This is a genomic window from Vibrio alfacsensis, assembly GCF_019670485.1.
Taxonomy (GTDB): Bacteria; Pseudomonadota; Gammaproteobacteria; order Enterobacterales; family Vibrionaceae; genus Vibrio; species Vibrio alfacsensis.
Genome location: NZ_AP024166.1, coordinates 1,333,957 through 1,354,576, shown reverse-complemented (window position 1 = coordinate 1,354,576; position 20,620 = coordinate 1,333,957). Strand labels below are relative to the sequence as shown.

Here is a 20,620-nt window from a genome sequence, read left to right as displayed (position 1 = left end):
CCGAATCACTAAGAAATGTGCTCAGAGGAGTCTTGTTGAGATTTGGATCACTAACTTTACAGGCTTTTCCCCTCTACGCCCTCCGTCCTCCTCCCACAAAGGATGAGAAATAGGAGGATGTTTATTCACAGTGGGAAATGCACGATGTATGGCAGATGAATTACTAAATGACGTGAGAATTTCTTAATGAAACCTACTCAACAAAAACAATTTGATAAGAAGTCGTTCCAAGAGAGTGTGAAGAAGCATCTATCGGTAACTTATGCACACACGATTGAAAATGCAGACAGCCGCGCATGGTACCTAGCAATGGGTCGCGCACTGGCAGAATTCACGACTTGTGACTTGCTTGCTACAGAAGAAGATCCTCGCATCAAGAATGCGAAAAGTGTTAACTACCTTTCTCTAGAATTCCTAATCGGTCGTTTGACGGGTAACAACCTAATCAGCATGGGTCTTTATGAAGAGATCACTGAAGCAATGGCTGAACTTGGCTACAACCTAACAGACCTTCTAGAAGAAGAGCGTGACCCATCATTGGGTAACGGTGGTCTAGGTCGTCTAGCGGCGTGTTTCATGGATTCATGTGCAGCGCAAGAATTCCCAACAGTCGGTTACGGCCTGCATTACGAATACGGTCTATTTAAGCAGTCTTTCAAAGATGGTCGCCAACAAGAAGCACCAGACGCGTGGCGCGGTGTTGAGGGTTACCCTTGGGAAATTGCTCGTCCAGAACTAGCACAAGAAATCGGTTTCTACGGTCACGTTGAAGTGGTCAACGAGAACGGTAAAGAAGTTCGTAAATGGGTTCCTGGCATGTCTGTAAAAGCAATGCCTTGGGATCTACCTATCGTCGGTTACGAATCAGATACGGTTTACCCTCTGCGTCTTTGGGAATGTCAGGCAATTGCACCATTCTCACTAGCGAGCTTTAACAATGGTGATTACTTCGAAGCGCAACACGCGTTGATCGATGCAGGTAACATCACGAAAGTGCTTTACCCGAACGATAACCACGAAAAAGGTAAAACACTGCGTCTAATGCAACAGTACTTCCACTCAGCAGCATCGGTACGCGATATCCTACGTCGCCACGAAGCGGCAGGCTACTCGCTAGCGGATCTACCGAAGCAAGAGACTATCCAGCTTAACGATACGCACCCAACAATTGCTATCCCTGAGCTAATGCGCATCCTAATGGATGAAAAAGGTCTGACTTGGGAAGCAGCATGGGAAATCAGCTCTCAGACATTTGCGTACACCAACCACACGCTACTTCCAGAAGCACTAGAGACATGGCCAGAGTCGCTAATCCAGCGTCTACTTCCACGTCACATGGAAATCATCTTTGAAATCAACCACCGCTTCCTACAAGATGTTCGTAAGATGTGGCCTGGTGACGGCGAGAAGCAAGCGAAGCTTTCTATCATCCAAGAAGGTTTCAACCGCATGGTTCGCATGGCAAACCTATGTGTAATCGGCTCTTACGCAGTAAACGGCGTAGCAGCACTTCACTCTGAATTGGTTAAGAAAGACCTATTCCCAGAGTTCCACGAAATGTACCCAACTCGTCTACACAACGTAACGAACGGTATCACGCCACGTCGTTGGTTGAAGTTCTGTAACCCAGGTCTTTCTCAGCTAATCACTGACAAGATCGGTTCTGAGTGGCCAGCAAAACTTGAGCAATTAGAGGGCATTGCTAAATACGCAACAGACGCGAAATTCCAAAAAGAATTCATGGCTGTTAAGAAAGAAAACAAACAGCGTCTTGCTGATTGGGTTCTAGATAACATGGGTATCGAGCTAGATACTAATGCTATCTTCGATGTTCAAATCAAGCGTCTGCACGAGTACAAGCGTCAGCACCTAGATCTGCTGCACATTCTGTCTCTATACCACCGCATCCTGAACGAACCTGGTTTCGAGTGTGAGCCACGCGTATGTTTCTTCGCAGCGAAAGCTGCGCCGGGTTACCACCTAGCGAAAGAAATTATGTTCGCAGTAAACAAGGTTGCAGAGAAGATCAACAACGATCCTCGCATCGGTAACAAACTGAAAGTGGTATTCATCCCTGACTACCGCGTGAGCATGGCTGAGATCATCATCCCAGCGGCAGACGTTTCACAGCAAATCTCGCTAGCGGGTAAAGAAGCATCGGGTACAGGTAACATGAAGATGGCGCTGAACGGTGCTCTTACTATCGGCACGATGGATGGTGCGAACGTTGAGATTCGTGAAGAAGTGGGCGACGAGAACATCTACATCTTCGGTCTTGATGTAGAGGGTGTGAAAGCGGTTAAAGCAGCTGGCTACAACCCTTACGACTACTACAACGCCGATCACCTACTGAAAGCGTCTCTAGACCTACTAACAGGTGACGAGTTTACGCCAGGTCAACCAGGTCTACTGCGCGCAACATTCGATAGCTTACTAGATGGCGGTGACCCATACCTATGTCTTGCTGACTTCGCATCTTATGTGAAAGCGCATGAAGAAATGGGCAAACAATACAAAGACCAAGCAGGCTGGGCTAAGAAAGCAATTCTTAACACTGCCCTAGTTGGTAAGTTCACATCAGACCGCTCGATTCGAGACTATGTGAACAACATCTGGAAACTTGAAGCGGTGAAACGCTAAAACCAGAGTTAAGACCAAGGTAGCCGAGCGCTACCTTTGGTCATTTCAAAGATCAGTTATTGATAACAATAAAACCCTACATGGAAGGTGTTGGTATTACCTTCGGAGAAAGCGATGAAACAACAAACAGCATTAAAGAAAGTCGCAGACATGGCACGTTTAGCTGATAGCTACGTCAGCGCGTGGGGAGACGAGGCAAAAGTTTCAGAAGAGACACTGCGCCGCTTGCTCACTTCACTTGGCTACGATACGAGCAGCGATGAGAAGCTATTGGCTTCAGCAGAGAAAAAGCATAAAAAAGATGTACTAGCCCCTGTTCTTGTTTTGCGCGATGGCGATGCTATTGAAGTAGAACTAAACCTAGGCATGAGTGCTCGTGAGAGCGAATTTAACTGGCGTTTAGAAACAGAACAAGGAGAGGTACTTGAAGGCTACCTTCAGTCTCAAATTGTTCGTGATGAGCGAGCAGAGGGTGGCCCTCTAGTGTTTGAATTGCCAAAGAACTTGGCATGGGGTTACCACAAACTGATCATCAGCCGTAAGCGCCGCAAAACGCCGTACGAAATGTCATTGATCATCACACCGAAAGCGTGTTTCAAACAAGATGCGCTAGAGAACCATAAAAAACTATGGGGTCCTAGTATTCAGCTTTATACGCTGCGCACTCAGCACAACTGGGGTATCGGTGACTTTGGCGACCTTAAACAGTTGGTAAGCGACATCGCATCTCGTGGTGGTGACTTCATCGGTTTGAACCCAATTCACTCATTGTTCCCTGCGAATCCAGAAGGTGCGAGCCCATACAGCCCGTCTTCTCGTCGTTGGTTGAATATCATGTACATCGACGTCAGTTCTGTGCCTGAATTCGCACTAAGTGCGGAAGCTCAGCAACGTGTTGGCAGCGCTGAGTTCCAACAACGTCTACAAAAAGCTCGTGAATCACACTGGGTAAATTACACCGAAGTGTCTGAGCTCAAGATGAGCATTCTGCCACTGCTATTTAGTGAGTTTAAAGCGCGTCATCTAGACAAGAACACGGATCGTGCTCGTGCATTCCTAGAATTCGTTGAGCTCGGCGGTGATAGCCTACTTCACCAAGCAGCATTTGATGCGCTGCATGGTGAGTTGCATGCTGAAGACTCAAGCATGTGGGGTTGGCCAGTATTCCCAGAGAAATTCCGTACATTCGACTCTTCGGCTACTCAGAAATACATCAAAGATAATCAAGAGCGTGTGCACCTGTACATGTACTTGCAGTGGATTGCTGACGATCAAATCAAAGAAGCGCAAGCGCTAGCGGAAGAAAAAGGCATGTCGGTTGGTTTATACCGTGACCTTGCCGTTGGTGTCGCCGATTCGGGCAGTGAAACGTGGGCCGATGAGGGTAACCTTGTGATGGATGCAAGCATTGGTGCGCCACCAGATGTTCTTGGTCCACTTGGTCAAAACTGGGGTTTACCTCCGCTTAACCCACAAGTGCTGCAAGCTACGGGTTACGATGCATACGTTAAGCTACTTCGCGCTAACATGAAGCATTGCGGTGCGCTGCGTATTGACCACGTGCTTGGCCTTTTACGCCTATGGTGGATTCCAAAAGGTGAGAAAGCGACAGAAGGCGCATACCTGTACTACCCAGTAGAGGACATGCTAGCGATCCTTGCTCTTGAATCGCACCGTCATCAGTGTTCTGTTATCGGCGAAGATTTGGGGACGGTGCCAGATGAGATCGTAGATATCCTACGTGATGCTGGCGTGCATTCTTACAAGGTATTCTTCTTCGAAACATCGAAAGACGACGGCGGTTTTATTTCTCCGAAGCATTACGCTGAGCAGTCTATGTCGGCACTGTGTACACATGACATGCCGACCCTACGTGGCTTCTGGCACTGTGATGACTTAAAAATGGGGCGAGAGATCGGTCTGTACCCAGATGAGCAGCAACTGGAAGGTCTGTTTAATGACCGCCTTAAGTGCAAGCAAGGCATACTAGACAGCGTTCGTTGGCACGGTTACCTGCCAGAGAATATTGGTCATGACGCTCAATATGTTCCGATGGACTCTTTCTTGAGTGAAGCACTTCAACTGCACGTTGCTGCTGGCGATTCTGCTCTGCTTAGCGTTCAGTTAGAAGACTGGCTAGAAATGGAGCAACCAGTCAACATTCCAGGTACTGTTGATGAGTATCCAAACTGGCGTCGTAAACTGTCGATGAACCTAGATGAAATCTTCAGCCGTGAAGACGTCAATCGTATTTCAAAACGTTTAACGGAAGTGCGAGCGCAAGCGAGCAAATAAGATGGATTGAGTGACTGAGTATTGGTAAAAATAATGATACCGAGGTGGCAAAGTACAGCCTAGGTCACTCAAAAAATCGGCACAATCCGTTAGGATGGAGTACCGTTATTATGCCCGCAACAATAGCGGGCATTTTTGTTTTTTGACGCGGTTTTATTTATAGAAAGAATAAAACTCAGTCTTTTATGTGAGTTCACAACGTTTGGCTGTGGAAATCCGATGTTCAAAATCCATAAGGAGAATATCGGTGCTAGGGAGAAAGATTTGAAAACTAAGGTAAAGAAGAACCACAAACGCGCCTATGAACTACTCGCTGAGGCGGCTTACTCAGATCCGTTCGCAACATTAGGTCCTTTTGCAAATGATGACACTGGCTCATTGAGAGTTTGGATGCCAGGTGCGGATAAAGTTGAGTTGGTTATTGATGGAGAGCCTCGCGTCGAATTAAATTGCGATGGTGACAGTAGTTTTGTTTTAAAAGAAAAGCGTGATTTACACCTCACCCATTACCAATTAGCGGTGGATTGGAATGGCGTAGAACAGCTTGTTGATGACCCTTATCAATACCACAATATTTATCAAGAATACGAGCACCTGCATACGCCAAAAGATATGTACCGCTACATGGGTTCGCAATTTGTGACCCTAGAGCGTGGTGGTGAAAACATCTCTGGTATTCGTTTCCTTGTTTACGCCCCTCATGCATCTGCTATCAGCCTAGTGGGTAGCTTTAACCAGTGGGATGGTCGTCGCCATCCAATGCAGCGTCTAGATTACGGTATCTGGGGCTTGTTTATTCCTGGTTTGGAAGAGGGCGTACAATACAAATTCGAACTTAAAGGTCCGAATGGGGAAGGGCTTCCTCACAAACAAGATCCTTGGGGCTTCTATTCTGAGCAATACCCGTCATTTGCGTCGATCACCTACGATCACAATCGTTACCAATGGCAAGATGCGAAATGGCAAAACCGTCCAGTGACACAAAAGCGTGATGAAGCTTTGTCTTTCTACGAACTGCACGCCGGCTCTTGGAAGCGCAATCAAGATGGCGATTTCCTAAACTACCGAGAATTGGCCGCTGAGTTAGTCCCTTACCTTGTAGACATGGGCTACACCCACGTTGAGCTTATGCCCGTTTCAGAACATCCGTTCTTTGGCTCTTGGGGTTACCAACCGGTAGGCTTGTTTGCGCCGACGAGTCGTTATGGCTCACCTGATGATTTTAAATTCTTCGTTGATGCGTGTCACCAAGCTGGCTTGGGTGTGGTGTTGGATTGGGTACCTGCGCACTTCCCGTCGGATGATCATGGCTTAGCGAACTTTGATGGTACGCCTCTGTTCCACGATCCAGATCCTCGTCGCGGTTGGCACCAAGACTGGAACTCTTACATCTACGATCTAGGTCGTGAACATGTCCGCCGTTTCCTAGTGTCTAACGCACTGTATTGGTTCGAGCAATTCCATATTGATGGCATCCGCGTTGATGCTGTGGCTTCGATGCTTTACCTTGATTACTCGCGTAGCCACGATCAATGGATCCCGAACGTGGACGGCGGTAACGAGAACTATGATGCGATCGCAACACTGAAGTGGATGAACGAAGAAGTGTATAAGCACTTCCCGAATGCGATGACGATTGCAGAAGAATCGACGGCATTCCCGGGTGTCTCTGCCCCGACATTTATGGGTGGTTTAGGATTTGGCTTTAAGTGGAATATGGGTTGGATGCACGACAGTCTTTCTTACATCCAAGAAGATCCTGTTCACCGCAAATACCACCACAATACCATCACTTTCCCGCTTGTTTACGCACACAGCGAAAACTACGTATTGTCGCTATCACATGATGAAGTGGTGTACGGCAAAGGCTCTATCCATAATAAAATGCCGGGTGATGAGTGGCAGCAAACGGCGAACCTGCGTGCTTACTTCGGTTACATGTACGGCCAACCGGGTAAGAAGCTGAACTTTATGGGTGCAGAGCTAGGGCAAACTGCTGAATGGAACCATGATGACCAGCTACAATGGTTCTTGTTGGAGTTCGGTCGTCATAACGGTGTGCAAACATTAATTCGTGACTTGAACCATTTGTACCGTGATGAAGCGGCGATGCACGATCAAGATTGCTTACCAGCTGGCTTTGAGTGGCGTCTACAGGATGAAGCGGATGCGAGCATTCTAGCGCATGAACGTATTAGCCAAAACGGTGAACGTGTACTGGTGATAAGCAACTTCACACCGGTACCGCATGAGCATTTCCGTTTGGGTGTTCCAATGGAAGGCGAGTATGAACTTCTTCTGAACACCGATGATGCAAAATACGGCGGAAGTGATTTTGAAGTGCTGACTACCGTAGCAACGGAAGAAGTGGAGAGTGAATCTCTGCCTCAATCTATTGAATTACGCCTACCGCCACTTTCTACAGTTTTTTATAAATTACTGAAATAAAAATACTTAGTGCAGTTTTAGTTAATATCGAGCCCGCTTTACATTGTAAATCGGGCTTTTTTTGACCAATATATCCTAACTATTAACAAGCGGCATACTCTATACTGCACATATTACTTTATGACATCAGGTTAGTTCGGACTTTGAGAAAGATAAAATCCCTTTTATTCAATGTTTTATTAGTGCTACTACTCTTGCCCGTCATGCTCGTCGGCGTCGTCAAATTCATTGACCCGCCTATTTGGGGTTGGAAGATCAGTCGATGGATTTCACCTCCTGAAAGTTACCCTGAAAGTAGTCAGCACGAATGGGTACCGTTGAGCAATATTTCTAAAAACATGCAACTTGCCGTCATTGCGACGGAAGATCAGACATTCCCGACGCATTATGGTGTTGATTTTGATTCTTTATTTAAGGTGATCTCCGAAGCTGGAGACAACGGCCCATCAAGAGGTGCAAGCACCATTACGCAGCAAACGGCGAAGAATGTGTTCCTATTCCCATCTCATTCCTATATTCGTAAAGCTTATGAACTCTACTTTGCGTTGCTAATGGAAGCGATGTGGGGGAAAGAACGTATTTTAGAAGTGTATTTAAACGTAGTGGAGTTTGGACCAGGAATTTATGGGGCAGAAGCAGCGGCCCAAAATTACTTCGGTATTCCGGCTAAGCGATTATCTGCTCGTCAAGCGGCGCGTTTAGCGGTGGTGTTGCCAAACCCCTATCGAATCAAGGTGTACCCACAAACCTCTTACACGGTAAATCGTGTCAATTGGGCGATGAAACAGATGCGTAACCTCGGTCCTGTACAACTTTAAGTTTCTAAGTCTCTAAGTTTCTAAGTCTCTAAGTTTCTAAGTTACTAAGTTTCTAGGTTACTAAGCTTCTAAGTTTTGAGCTTTAAACTTTAAAAATCAGATTTTTGTAAATAGAACTACGCCCCAATAAACGCAAATTGTGAAGCATCACAAGCTTTAGGGCGTAGCCTTTCAGAATGATGTGCTCAGTTTTTAATCCATTTAGTATTAGCGTGAATAAAACTAATAATTTAGCGCAGTAAACATGCGCAACCAATGGACTGAATGATGAAACTGAATCTGATAACTACGACTTTATTGCTTGCATCGGCAAGTGCCATCGCTGAGCCAAATATCACCATATCTACCACGACCAACAGCCGTGATTTTCCTTTAAGTGCAGAGCAACCTCTGGTTGTGCCTTTAACCAAAGACGGTTATACACTCAAAATTACGGGTGTTAAGGGTGACTGTATTGCGCCCGATGGCCAGAAAGTCAAATTCAACAAACCCATCGAACTGAACTGCGGTAAACCCACTGAGCTGCCGTTAAAAATCCGCTTTACCGGCGATTACTCCTTTGCTTTTGATGCGGAAGCGAAAACACTGCGTTTTAAGCGTGAACCGAAGAAAGCTGCCAAGACAGAATTCAGACGCCCAATTCCACAGGTGCAATGTGAGGTGTACCAAGGCGGCGAAGTCACTATTGTGCTAGGTACTAGTTTCCCTGATGGCACTAAGTTGCGTGATGCTTATTCTGGGCAAATGGTCGAAGTAAAAGACCAGCAAGTAACGTTGACACCAAGTAAAGAATCCGGCGGTTTAGTGCTGCTAGAGCCAATGAAGAAAACCAAAGAAGCGGTACCGTTCGATTACCGCAATGCCAACATCTATTTTGTGATGGTCGATCGTTTCAATAATGCAGATACCAGTAACGATAACAGCTACGGTCGTAAAAAAGACGGTAAAGAGGAAATCGGTACGTTCCATGGTGGTGACCTAAAAGGTGTGATCGAGAAATTGGATTACATCAAAAGTTTAGGCACAGACGCCATTTGGCTATCGCCAATCGTCGAGCAAGTGCACGGTTTTGTGGGTGGCGGCGATAGCGGTTCATTCCCATTTTACGCTTACCACGGTTACTGGACGCGTGATTTCACCAAGATTGATGAAAACTTCGGCAACGAAAACGATCTAAAAATGCTGGTGGAAGAGGCGCACAAACGTGGTCTTAAAGTCCTGATGGATGCGGTTGTTAACCACACCGGTTACGCAACCTTGGCGGATTTACAGTTTGACGGCATTGAAGTATTAAAGCCAAGCGCTGACTTGCCTAAGCAATGGCGCGACTGGCAACCCAAAACAGGTGAGAACTGGCATAGCTACCACCAGAATATCGATTACCAAAGTCCAAACTGGGTCAAATGGTGGGGCGGTGACTGGGTAAGAACCGGTTTACCGGGCTACCCTGCACCTGGCAGCAGCGACATCACCACGTCATTGGCGGGTTTACCTGACTTTATCACTGAATCAGACAAAGCCGTAAAACCAGCGCAATGGCTCTTGGATAACCCGGGCACTCGCGTAGAAGCCCGTGACAATTACACCGTCTCCGATTACTTAATTGAGTGGCAAACAGACTGGGTAAAACGCTTTGGTATTGATGGCTATCGTGTTGATACAGTGAAGCACGTTGAAAGTGATGTCTGGAAGCGTTTAAAAGAAGAGGCATCAAACAGTCTTGAGCAGTGGCGTAAAGAGAACGGCAAATCGGGTCAGCCATTCTGGATGATGGGCGAAGTATGGGGACATACCGCTTATCGTAGCCCATATTTTGACGACGGCTTTGACGCCTTGATTAACTTCGACATGCAGAAAAAGTTAGACAAAGGCGCGGCGTGTTTCAGCCAAATGGCAGACACCTATGAAAGCTACGCAAACACAATTGCTAACGAGAAAGACTTTAACCCAGTGAGTTACATGTCTTCCCACGACACTGAGCTGTTCTTCTCTCGTTTCAAAGATTACGGCATGCAGCGTAACGCCGCTAACGCACTGCTTCTAAGCCCTGGTGCTGTTCAGGTTTACTACGGTGATGAGGTGGGACGTAATATTGGTCCTTACGCGGATGATTTTCACCAAGGCACGCGATCTGACATGGTTTGGACTTTGTCCGATGAGAAGCAAGCATTGCTCAAGCATTGGCAGACATTAGGTCAATTCCGCCAAGCGCACCCAGCGATCGGTGCAGGGACACATCAAGTCATTGAACAAGAGAATGCGTATGTGTTCTCACGTTCGTTAGGGAACGACAAAGTGGTGATCGCGTTTGTAGGGCGGGACAAATAACGCCGCGTAAGCGTTTATATTTTGATTAAAAACCGCTCATGAGCCTTTCTTTGGTCCTCCCTGGAAAGGCTCTTTTATTTTTAGGCTATTTCACGAAATAAACGATGTTCACTAAATAAACGATGGTGGTGAGGTTTTGAGCAAAATACAGTCGTTTAAAAATTTTCATTCATCCATTAAAAGAGCGTTTAAACAATAAGATATACGTATATGTTTTGTTTTTATCTTGGAGTAAATAATGTGCTTCAGTTATATTTTACCAACAATTGATGGTGTAATTTAACGTATTGAATGGTGCATTCGTTTTAGATAAATGCGCTTTGTTGTCGTAATAAATATTTATTATCTTTTAAATGTGATTCAAATCATAAAATAAAACTTCATAACTGAGTAAGGGAGTTGTTCGGCAAACGGATTGATTTCGATCATCTCTCTAGCACGTACTTCAAGGGATCATCTATGTGTTCTGTTCCACATATATAGGTGAATTTATGACAAATCCTGTTCAATCTGAACGCAAGGTGACGATCGGGTGCTACATTGCACTTGCGTTTGCTGTTGTGTTCTTCTCTGGTCTTATGCAATCGAACGAATGGTACGGTGTATTTGACTTTACGACTCTTAATGGCTCTTTTGGTAAAGTTGCGTACGGCGTAACGGAAGGTGCGGATGGTGCAGTACAAGCGGCGACGACGTCATTCCGTGGTACTGGTGGTAGCGGTGCTCGTGACGGTTTCATTTTTGCGCTTACTTTGATCCCAACCGTTATGTTCGCGCTAGGTATGATCAACGTTCTTGAGCACTACGGTGCGCTTGAAGCGGCTCGTAAGCTTCTTACTCCTCTTCTACGTCCTCTAATGGGTATCCCTGGTAACTCTGGTCTGGCTCTGATTGCTTCTCTACAAAGTACCGATGCAGGTGCGGCAATGACGCGTCAGCTAAAAGATGAAGGTCACCTAACTAAGCGTGAAACGGACGTATTTACCATGTTCCAGTTCACTGCAGGTGCAACTATCGTGAACTTCTTCTCATCGGGTGCTGTGTTGTTCACATTGACGATGGCAGACGGCTCTCTAGCGGTAACGTCTTCTATTGGTTTGGCGGTTGTGGTGATGTTCGCATTTAAGATCATCGGTGCGAACCTATTCCGTATCTACCTAAACATCACAGAAGGTAAAGAAGATAAACAAGACCAAAACAAATCTGAGAACCTAAAAGAGGAGACGGCATAATGGGTGACGTAAAAGCGAAAAAACCAATGGTGACGGATATCTTCGTCGAGGGTGCTAAGAAAGGTTGGGTGATTGCGACTACCTCTACGGTTCCTAACGTATTGATGGCGTTCGTTATCATCAAAGCGCTGCAAATCACAGGCGCGTTGGATCTGATGGGCACGGTGTTTTCTCCAATCATGGCGGTGTTTGGTCTTCCGGGTGAAGCAGCTGCGGTATTGATCGGTGCTTGGATGTCGATGGGCGGCGCGGTGGGCGTAGTGATCACGCTATTTGACCAAGGTATCCTAAACGGCACGCACATTGCGATTTTAGCGCCTGCTATCTACCTAATGGGTTCTCAAGTTCAGTACATGGGCCGGATCATGGGTCCTATCGGAACGGAAGGTCGTTACATCCCAATCATGATTGCAATCTCAGTATTGAACGCGTTTGGTGCAATGCTAGTCATGAACCTGTTTGTCTAGGAGTGAGCCATGCAATTCTCTCTAAATGACTATCTTGAAGAGCTGCGCCCACTCATTAACGTTGATTGTGGTACTTACACAACGGACGGTATTGAGTTTATTGCTTCTCAATTTGAAGAGAAGTATGAAGCGATGTCTGGTTGGAGCGTAAAGCGCATCGACTGTGGCAAAGCGGGTGTCGGTCTTGAAGTTCGTAACAAGCCGGAAGCCGAGCACATCGACGTAATGCTGATCGGTCACATGGATACGGTCTTCCCTGTCGGTACCGCTGAGCTGCGTCCAATGTCTCAAGACGCTGAGAAAGCGTACGGTCCGGGTGTATCGGATATGAAGTCTGGCTTGCTTAACATCGTGTATGCGATGCGCAATCTAGACCAATCGGTGTTAGATAAGCTGTCTATTGCTGTCTGTATGAACCCAGATGAAGAGACAGGATCTTTGGATTCTGTTGACTGGATTCAATCGGTAGCAAAAGACGCGAAGAACGTGTTGGTTTGTGAAGCGGCGCGCGCGGACGGCGGTCTAGTGAAAGCACGCAAAGGCATGGCGTGTTACAAAATCACTTTTAATGGTGTTGCTGCACACGCAGGTAACGAACCAGAGAATGGTCGCAGTGCGATCACAGAGATGGCGAACTGGATTTTGGCAATCAATGCGATGACCAATTTTGAATCTGGTACAACACTCAATGTTGGTGTCGTTTCTGGCGGCAATGGCGCAAATATTGTTCCTGAACAGGCGGAAGCGATTGTTGATGTGCGCTTTTGGAGCAATGAAGAGTACGATGATGTCGACAGTAAGCTAAATGGTTTGGTTACTACGCCGTTTGTTGATGGTGTCAGTATCAGTTTGACTCGCGAAGCGTATAAGCCATCTATGATCCCTAGCTCAAAAACAGACAGTTTGATGGCTTTGGTAGAAGAAACCGCTCAAGAGCTTGCGATTGACATCAAATGGCATGAAGTTGGCGGTGGTTCAGATGCAAACAACACGGCGATTCTAGGCGTACCAACGCTAGATGGTTTAGGTCCAATTGGCGCAGGTTTCCACAGTGACCAAGAGTACTTGTTGCTTGAATCCATTGAACCGCGCATCAAAATGCTGATGCGTGTGCTAGAGAAGATGGCTCAATAAGCTTATTAGTTAAAACTATAGATTATTAGTCAAAACTAGATAAGCGGTTTAGCTCAAAACTAGGCTCTCTAAAAGGTAATCCCCAGACTTCGGTTTGGGGATTTTTCTTTTTAGCCTATTAAATTTTTTTCGTTATCAGCGTTCATTATTAATCTTACGTTCAGATTTACTTATATAATATGTGTGCCACAGTCATAAATTTCGGAGACAACAATGACAACCAATGTGTCTTTACCGTCGACGCCTAATGACGCCATTGACCAAACAATGAAAGCGCCAGATGAGAAGATGTTCTGGCGTAAAATGAAAAATTCCGTTAAGAAAGCCGGTGAAGAAATTGCCGTGATGGGTATTAAATCTTGGCTTGCAATGACGGACTCTAAAACGGCGACGCGACACAAAGCCATTCTCGGTGGAGCTTTGGCTTACTTTGTGTTACCAACCGATATGGTTCCAGATATGCTAGCGGGCGTTGGCTTTACCGATGATATGGCCGCCCTGACTTTAGCTGCGAATTCGGTTGGAAATGCGATCACTGAAGAGCATGAAGAACAAGCGAGAGAAAAGCTGACTTCGATGACGGAGTAGGGTTGTTATCTATTTTAAAGCGTCCCCAACCCCCAATGTTTCAAATAACTAATGTCTCCAAACACTAATGTATCCAAACACCAATGTTTCAAAAAACACGGTCTCAAAAACCAAGGTGTCAAAAAATCAAAGTGTACCGAGACACAAAAACAACAAAAGCCCCGATGTTTCCATTGGGGCTTTCATTTAGACAGGATATTTGAGTCGCTTAACTTTGAGCTTGAGCCCGTTTCCAGTGCACCTCTTCTTCAGCGACACCTGCCGCAGGGTCGTTAAAGCGCGCTTCATCCAATGCGCCCTCCGATTTAGCAACAATGATGGTCACCGCGCTATCACCTGTGATGTTCACCGCAGTACGAATCATATCAAGTAGACGGTCCACACCCATGATAAGGGCAATGCCTTCAAGCGGTAGGCCTACTTGGTTCAATACCATTGCTAACATGACGAGACCAACACCAGGAACACCTGCGGTACCGATAGACGCCAATGTTGCCGTCATGATAACCATTAGGTAGTCACCCATAGTTAGGTCGATGTTGAATGCCTGTGCGATGAACGCTGTCGCCACACCTTGCATGATCGCCGTGCCGTCCATGTTCACCGTTGCACCTAGGGGGATGGTGAACGATGATACGCGGTTCTCAACACCCATGCGGTATTTTGCTGTTTCCATGGTCACTGGAATGGTTGCGTTCGATGATGCGGTAGAGAAAGCAAACATAATAGCGTCTTCCATCTTGCGTAGGAATTTCATCGGACTGAGCCCAGTAAACCCTTTTAGCATCAAGCTATAAGTGACGAGACCATGCAGCAATAGTGTGCCTGCTAACACCACGAAGTATTCAGCGAGGTTCAAAATTGCGCCAAGTCCCAAGCCCGTGAAGAGTTTTGCCATTAGGAAAAACACGCCGTATGGAGCAAGGTGCATTAAGATGGCAACCAGTTTCATGATCACTTCATTTAGATCGGCAAAGAACGCTGCGATACGCTCGCCAGGTTTTCCGGCAGCACTGATCGCGATACCGAATAGAACGGCGAACACAATAACTTGCAGGGTTTTACCTTCTGCCATTGCGCTGATTGGGTTAGTTGGGAACATATTAATGATCACTTGACCCAAAGACGGCGCTTCTGCTGATTTGAATGAGCTTGCAGCGGTTAGATCGGCACCAGCACCTGGCTGGAACAACGTACCCATGGTTAGAGCAAGAGTGATTGCGATAGCGGTAGTCGCTACGTAGAAAGCGAGGGTTTTACCACCCATACGACCCAATGTAGACAGGTCTTTTAGAGAGCTAGTACCACAAACAAGCGAAACAAACACTAGCGGTACAACAAGCATTTTTAAGCTGGCAACGAAGATCTGTCCACCAACTTCGAATAATCCATTAACAATGTATGCGTCGACAAATCCGTTGTCGGCGAAAAGTGTGCGTATTGCAAATCCTGTCAAGATACCCGCGACCATACCCAAAATTACGCGGCTGGTGAGCGACATCGGTTTCTTGGTATTCATGAGAACACTCCTTATAGTTATGCACCTTAAGTTCACTTCAAGGCGGCGAGCAGGTTAGCAGCGGAGTGAAAAAATACGAAAGAATAATCCTCTGAATGATCTTTAGATGTGAGAGCGGTCACTTTTTGACTTGGTAATTTAACGGCCTGTTAACGTATTTGGCGGAATTAATGTCTAGGTGATAACAATTTGGTGGAATATACAACTAGTAGAAATGTTTTCTTACATTTGTGATGAATAGCCAATGTATTGCATAGCTCAACAAATGACGATGCCTAGTGCATAAATAGGCATCGTTTATTCAATGTTGAAGCTGGTTATTTTAGCGTTGGGCGTGCTTTATCATCCATTGAACGGGCGAAATCAGCCAATGTTTGAAAATCATCTGGAGTCCAAATGGTTTGAGATCTCATTGGTTTAGGTAATGAAGAAAACGCCTTTTCTTGTCGATTGGCAACAAACTCTACGTTCATCCACTGATCAATGAGTTGCTGATCATCAAAGTACGCTGATAATGACAACGTATGATCGGCACCTGGGTAATTCGGGGTTAAGTTGAGCGCTAAATGATAATCACGGAATCGTACCACCCATTTATCAGGTAAACGCCTAGAACTGTCCCACCATGTTCCATCGAGCTGCTGGATTTTTTCTTTGGTCGTGCTTCTCGGTTGTGCTTTTAGATCGTTAAGCGCACGCTGAAATGCCGTATCCATCGCTTTAGAAAATGCTTTTTGATTAAGGTCTGGATTCTTTATTAAAACTTGCTTTGCGAGTGTCGCGCCTAGCATGTTTGAATAGAGATCTTCCGAAGAGAACGCCGATGCCAGTTCTTTAAAACCACTAACAGAAACCATACCAAACCACTGGGCAATCTCATGCCATTGTGCCAAACGAAACGCAGTCAGCGCCGCAGCTTGAGCGCTGCGCTTAATTTGTTCTTGCTCTGGCAATTTGACGTTTTGTTGATACCAATGAATTCTGCGCACGCGCAATTCTGCGGGTAAATCTAAGTGTGCAGCGCGACCTAAATAATGTCGATTCAACTGAAACAGGTAGTAGGTGTAATCGGCCGTATCACGCACATGTGCGGTATCAATAAAACCACCGAGCTCGGTAAAGATAATACCATTGGCCTCTTCGTTAAAGCCAAGAAAGCTACCAGATACGGAGGCGCTACCATCGTTGTAGTGGTGAGTGCCCACTTCATTGCTTGATAATACATTCTCAAGTGAGAAAAATGGGACAGGCACGCTTCCTAGTTGGGCTTTGAGATCAACACCGAAAGCACAACATGGCCTAACACCGATAGGCGCTTTTAATTCTTGTGCTTGGACGAATCCACTACAAAGGCTTAGTAGTAATAGTGCTGTTTTTTTCAAACCCTACTCCTAGAATGCTTCATTAATTTGAAAATAAAAACCAGTGCTGTCTTTGCCGACACCTAAATCTACGCGTACGTTAATGCGCGCTTTAAAGGCAAAGCGATAACCCACGCCTACGGTTGGCAGCCAGCCACTCTCGAATAAATCGTGATAGGTTGGGGCAATGTTGCCTGCACCAACCCAAGCGACAATGCCGTGCCTACCAGACAGGGTATGGCGCAGCTCGACTTGAGTAGAAAGTTGATGTTTATCGCGATATTGTCCTTGGTAGTAGCCACGCATGCGTTGGTCATCACCGAGTTGGGCATAGTCAAACCAAGGCGCATCGCCAAAAATCGATTGCGAATATACCTCCATTGCGATGATGGTAGTGTCAGACCACTGTTGGTATAGACGGTAGTTGGCGACGAGGTTATCGTAGCTTTCATCACTGCCAAGTGAATCGCGATTGGCTATCCATTCAATATCAAGAAATTGGCCGCGCATTGGATTTGGTTCAAAGTCGCGCGTGTCGTATTCCATTCCAAGTAACACACCGCTGCTGGTGGCATTGGTCACCTCGGATGGAAGAATATCGCCATCAACCCCCTCGACTTTGCTAAACGACTGCCATTGCCAGCCAAGTTTTGCATAGGTATTTGGGGCAATTTCTACCGCGATTTTGGGGCTCAGATGCAAACGCTGGCCTTCGTATTGCACTTTATTACTATTATTTTCTGCTGCTTGACTGCCAAGGCCCCAATAGTATCCGGGTGTATGGCTGATCCACGCCTCCCCAAGAAGACGAATCTTGTCGCCTTTTAAGTAAGTGCGATTGTTTATCCCTAAGCCATAAGAGCCTGAGCTCGAACCGTAAGATGATACAGTGACCGTGGAATAAGGATCGCCTTTTTGCCAATCATAAGGGGTGTACAAGCCAACGGCTGCCACGCCAATACCAAAGCCTTGCTCTGGATTCACGAATGGTCCTGGCAATACGCCCCAGTCAATCAGCTTAGATTCGTCTACGCTTTCGCTAGAGCCTAGCTTAGTCAAGATATCGTCCATTAAGCTTGGCTCAGCTTGCTCTGCAAGTGCATACGGAGTACAGAGTAGCGCTGTAATCGCGATGTGGTGCGATGCTTTCATCTTGTCTTTGCCTTAGAATCGACGATCAATAGAGAAGAAAATACTTTTACGATCGCCAAAGCCAGCTTCACCCAAGAGATACCAATCTTCATTGAATTGGTATTGCATACCCGCGATGGTATTCCACTCTGAGGTCAGTTGTTGTTTGACTTCAAATCGACCGGGTAGATTAATACCCGCTTGCTTGAGCGTTCCTGCTAGCTCTTGCTCGACATTTTGGTACATCGCACCGACCCAAAAACGCACCGGTACACCATGGTTATTGAAGTCATAACCAATTCGAGGAGATACCACAATAGCGTCAATTGCGCCATCGATGACATTCAGGTTGGTTTGGGTATAACTTGCATCGACAAGTGCAAATAGCTGTTTGTAACCGCCAGCAAGAACAAAGCCGCCGCCATAGGTATAGCCATCCAGATCTAGGCGGAAAGGCGTTTCAAGTAACGTATGACCAAAAGCTTTTAGTTTAACGGTGGTTTCAGAGTAGCCGTCTAACGTTCCAACTAATCCATAAAGGTTTAAAAAAGGGAATAGCCACACATCAGCACGCAGGGTCATAACATCTGTTGCTTGTTTACCGGCCCCTGCCTCTAAAGGAAGTCCGTCTAAGTTTAAAGACCCCCACTTGACGTTTTTCAATGCGATGGAATTGACATTGATACCTTGCTCCATACTCATGTAGCTAAGGTTTAGACCAAAGGGTTTTGGCAGGTTGTAGCCGAGTGCTTCTGCTTCTTCTTTCCAGATAGGCAGAGAGATGGAGTCGGCATTGGCTATTCCGGTGAATAGACACGAGCAAGCTAAGAATAAGGAACGTAATTTCATAGTGAACTTCATTGAGCGTGACAAGCAAAAAAACGCCGTAGGTAAAAAATTACCTGCGGTATTGGTATCACAGAAAATTATTACTTCGTCAGGAAGACAAAGCGCCAAAGCTTGAGTTAAGCGTTATGAATTTTATAAGGTGCTTTAACATCGGCGAGCGCATGTTACTTGAAAAAATACAAAAGTAAACTTTAAAGTGTACATTTTATTTGTGTGCGTTATACTCCTGCCCCACTTTTAGCGGGCAGTAAATCGAGAAAAATGAAACTTTCAGAAAAAAAACGCCTAGCGCTTATCGAAGCTGCTCAACGAGAGTTTATCGAGCATGGCTTTAGTTGCGCTAACATGGATAAAGTATGCGAGCGTGCGGCCACATCGAAACGGACTTTATATCGCCACTTTGAGAGTAAAGATCAGCTGTTTATTGAATCGATACAAGCGGTCCTAGACAAACAGAGAGCAAAGTTACAATTGCAGTATTGTCCAATGGTAGATCTGGATGCTCAGCTCAGGAAATACTTGCATGCTAAGCTCGATTCGATGTATGAAGATTTTGGGCTGCCATTAGCAAGAATGGTCATCAGCGAGTTTATTCGCACCCCTGAGTTTGCTGGCAGCTATTTACATCAACTTCAACGGCAAGATCAGCAGTTAGAATTATGGTTTGCCCAAGCGATTGATGATAAAAGGATCAAGCCCCACGACCCTGTCATAATGAGTAATATGCTGATGTGTCTGTTGAAAGGAAACTTCTTGTGGCCACAGTTGGTTACCAATCAAGATGAACCGACTTTAGAACAACGCAAGAAAACGGTTGATGATATTCTGACGCTATTTTTGGATGGCTATCGAGGATCATCGCCAACCGGTTAGGCATCGCAGACTTGCTCGTATTGAGTGAAGAGCACTGGAAATCATAATCTTTTTGAGTGTTAAAACCGGTAAGCGATTCAAGCTCATTCAACCGAGTGCCCTGTGACTTTTCACGGGGCACTTGTCTTTTAACGCTTAGTTAAGCCTTTGCTATTTAAGTAAGGTAAAATGTGTGGGCGTGACTCACCAGAGAGTTTAGTGCATACATCTTGAGACCAAGTGCTCTGTTTTTGGTTACTCGTACGATTTGCGTAATAACTCTGCATCGCTTGGTCGTAGTGCTGAATATCATCTAAGTTAAGCGGTTCATATTGATTTTCATGTACGATGACATGAGTTGGTAAACGGGGTTTGATTTCAGGGCTTTGATCAGGATGGCCTAAACACATGCCAAATAGCACGGCAGAGCCTTGAGGCAATTTGAGCAGCTCATCCACTTTTTCTGCGTTATTTCTTAAACCGCCGATGTAGACGCCCCCCAATCCCATAGACTCCGCGGCAAGCAAACAGTTTTGCGCCATAATGCCTGAATCAACCGCACCAATGAGCGTCAATTCAGTAAAGTCTGCTTGGACATTTGGGTTGATGCTGATGTGGCGTTGGTAGTCGATACAAAACACCAAAAACTCCGCGGCACTTTCGACATAAGCCTGATTGCCTGCGTATTGTGCGAGCCGTTTACGCTTTTCAAGATCGGTGACTCGAACAATAGACACGACTTGCAACATACTTGATGACGATGCGGCTAATCCGGCTTGGATAATGGTTTGTAGTTGTTCACTCGAAATTGCTTCAGAGCGGAACTTTCGAATTGAACGGTGGTTTAAGATGGTTTGAATGGTACTGTTCACGAGGTAGCGTCCTTGTTTTTCTAATGCGTTTTTTTACCTTTGTTTGTACAACATAAACATTTTTATCGTCATGGTAAATAATCAGA

Annotated in this window: 15 protein-coding genes; 10 read left to right on the top strand and 5 right to left on the bottom strand. The window is 45.9% G+C overall.

The features are described from left to right. The first annotated feature begins 186 nt into the window (after positions 1-186). The 9 genes from VA249_RS20610 to VA249_RS20570 all read left to right on the top strand — a co-directional run bounded on the left by VA249_RS20610 (position 187) and on the right by VA249_RS20570 (position 13,950). On the top strand, positions 187-2,640 hold the full coding sequence (locus tag VA249_RS20610) for a glycogen/starch/alpha-glucan phosphorylase (protein WP_221070845.1): 2,454 nt from the start codon (positions 187-189) through the stop codon (positions 2,638-2,640). A gap of 114 nt (positions 2,641-2,754) precedes the next feature. Then, the gene (malQ, locus tag VA249_RS20605; RefSeq protein WP_128813387.1) at positions 2,755-4,935 is read left to right on the top strand and encodes a 4-alpha-glucanotransferase; all 2,181 of its coding nucleotides are present in this window, start codon (positions 2,755-2,757) and stop codon (positions 4,933-4,935) included. A 219-nt stretch (positions 4,936-5,154) separates the two neighbouring features. Continuing rightward, positions 5,155-7,383 carry a 1,4-alpha-glucan branching protein GlgB gene (gene glgB / locus VA249_RS20600; RefSeq protein WP_221070843.1) on the top strand — a complete coding sequence of 743 codons (2,229 nt, stop codon included), beginning with the start codon at positions 5,155-5,157 and terminating at the stop codon, positions 7,381-7,383. Positions 7,384-7,586: 203 nt separating this feature from the next. Continuing rightward, a complete protein-coding gene (gene mtgA / locus VA249_RS20595) occupies positions 7,587-8,201 on the top strand; it encodes a monofunctional biosynthetic peptidoglycan transglycosylase (RefSeq protein WP_242598086.1) in 615 nt (204 codons plus the stop codon). 267 nt (positions 8,202-8,468) lie between these two features. Next, positions 8,469-10,529, top strand: coding sequence for an alpha-amylase (locus tag VA249_RS20590; RefSeq protein ID WP_221072266.1), 2,061 nt, complete (start codon positions 8,469-8,471; stop codon positions 10,527-10,529). Between the two features lie 491 nt (positions 10,530-11,020). Further along, positions 11,021-11,761, top strand: a complete 741-nt coding sequence (locus VA249_RS20585; protein WP_128813384.1) for a nucleoside recognition domain-containing protein — start codon at positions 11,021-11,023, stop codon at positions 11,759-11,761. Then, a complete protein-coding gene (locus VA249_RS20580; RefSeq protein WP_053303905.1) occupies positions 11,761-12,228 on the top strand; it encodes a YjiG family protein in 468 nt (155 codons plus the stop codon). Before VA249_RS20585 ends, VA249_RS20580 begins: the two co-directional genes overlap by 1 nt. A gap of 9 nt (positions 12,229-12,237) precedes the next feature. Further along, positions 12,238-13,362, top strand: coding sequence for a M20 family metallopeptidase (locus VA249_RS20575; protein ID WP_221070839.1), 1,125 nt, complete (start codon positions 12,238-12,240; stop codon positions 13,360-13,362). A gap of 213 nt (positions 13,363-13,575) precedes the next feature. Continuing rightward, positions 13,576-13,950: a YkvA family protein gene (locus VA249_RS20570; RefSeq protein WP_221070836.1), complete on the top strand. Its 375-nt coding sequence runs from the start codon at positions 13,576-13,578 to the stop codon at positions 13,948-13,950. Positions 13,951-14,158: 208 nt separating this feature from the next. On the opposite strand, the gene VA249_RS20565 is transcribed toward VA249_RS20570, so the two are convergent. The 4 genes from VA249_RS20565 to VA249_RS20550 all read right to left on the bottom strand — a co-directional run bounded on the left by VA249_RS20565 (position 14,159) and on the right by VA249_RS20550 (position 18,810). Further along, positions 14,159-15,469: a dicarboxylate/amino acid:cation symporter gene (locus VA249_RS20565; RefSeq protein WP_221070834.1), complete on the bottom strand. Its 1,311-nt coding sequence runs from the start codon at positions 15,467-15,469 to the stop codon at positions 14,159-14,161. Positions 15,470-15,786: 317 nt separating this feature from the next. Next, positions 15,787-16,851 (bottom strand): DUF4056 domain-containing protein, encoded by a 1,065-nt coding sequence (locus VA249_RS20560; RefSeq protein ID WP_221070832.1) that lies wholly within the window; start codon positions 16,849-16,851, stop codon positions 15,787-15,789. Between the two features lie 9 nt (positions 16,852-16,860). Continuing rightward, positions 16,861-17,982: a BamA/TamA family outer membrane protein gene (locus VA249_RS20555; RefSeq protein ID WP_221070830.1), complete on the bottom strand. Its 1,122-nt coding sequence runs from the start codon at positions 17,980-17,982 to the stop codon at positions 16,861-16,863. 12 nt (positions 17,983-17,994) lie between these two features. Next, positions 17,995-18,810, bottom strand: a complete 816-nt coding sequence (locus VA249_RS20550; protein ID WP_221070828.1) for a TonB-dependent receptor — start codon at positions 18,808-18,810, stop codon at positions 17,995-17,997. A gap of 261 nt (positions 18,811-19,071) precedes the next feature. On the opposite strand from VA249_RS20550, the gene VA249_RS20545 reads away from it, so the two are divergent. Continuing rightward, positions 19,072-19,683 carry a TetR/AcrR family transcriptional regulator gene (locus VA249_RS20545; protein WP_221070826.1) on the top strand — a complete coding sequence of 204 codons (612 nt, stop codon included), beginning with the start codon at positions 19,072-19,074 and terminating at the stop codon, positions 19,681-19,683. Between the two features lie 128 nt (positions 19,684-19,811). On the opposite strand, the gene nfsA is transcribed toward VA249_RS20545, so the two are convergent. Further along, a complete protein-coding gene (nfsA, locus tag VA249_RS20540) occupies positions 19,812-20,534 on the bottom strand; it encodes an oxygen-insensitive NADPH nitroreductase (protein ID WP_221070824.1) in 723 nt (240 codons plus the stop codon). Between the last annotated feature and the right edge of the window lie 86 nt (positions 20,535-20,620).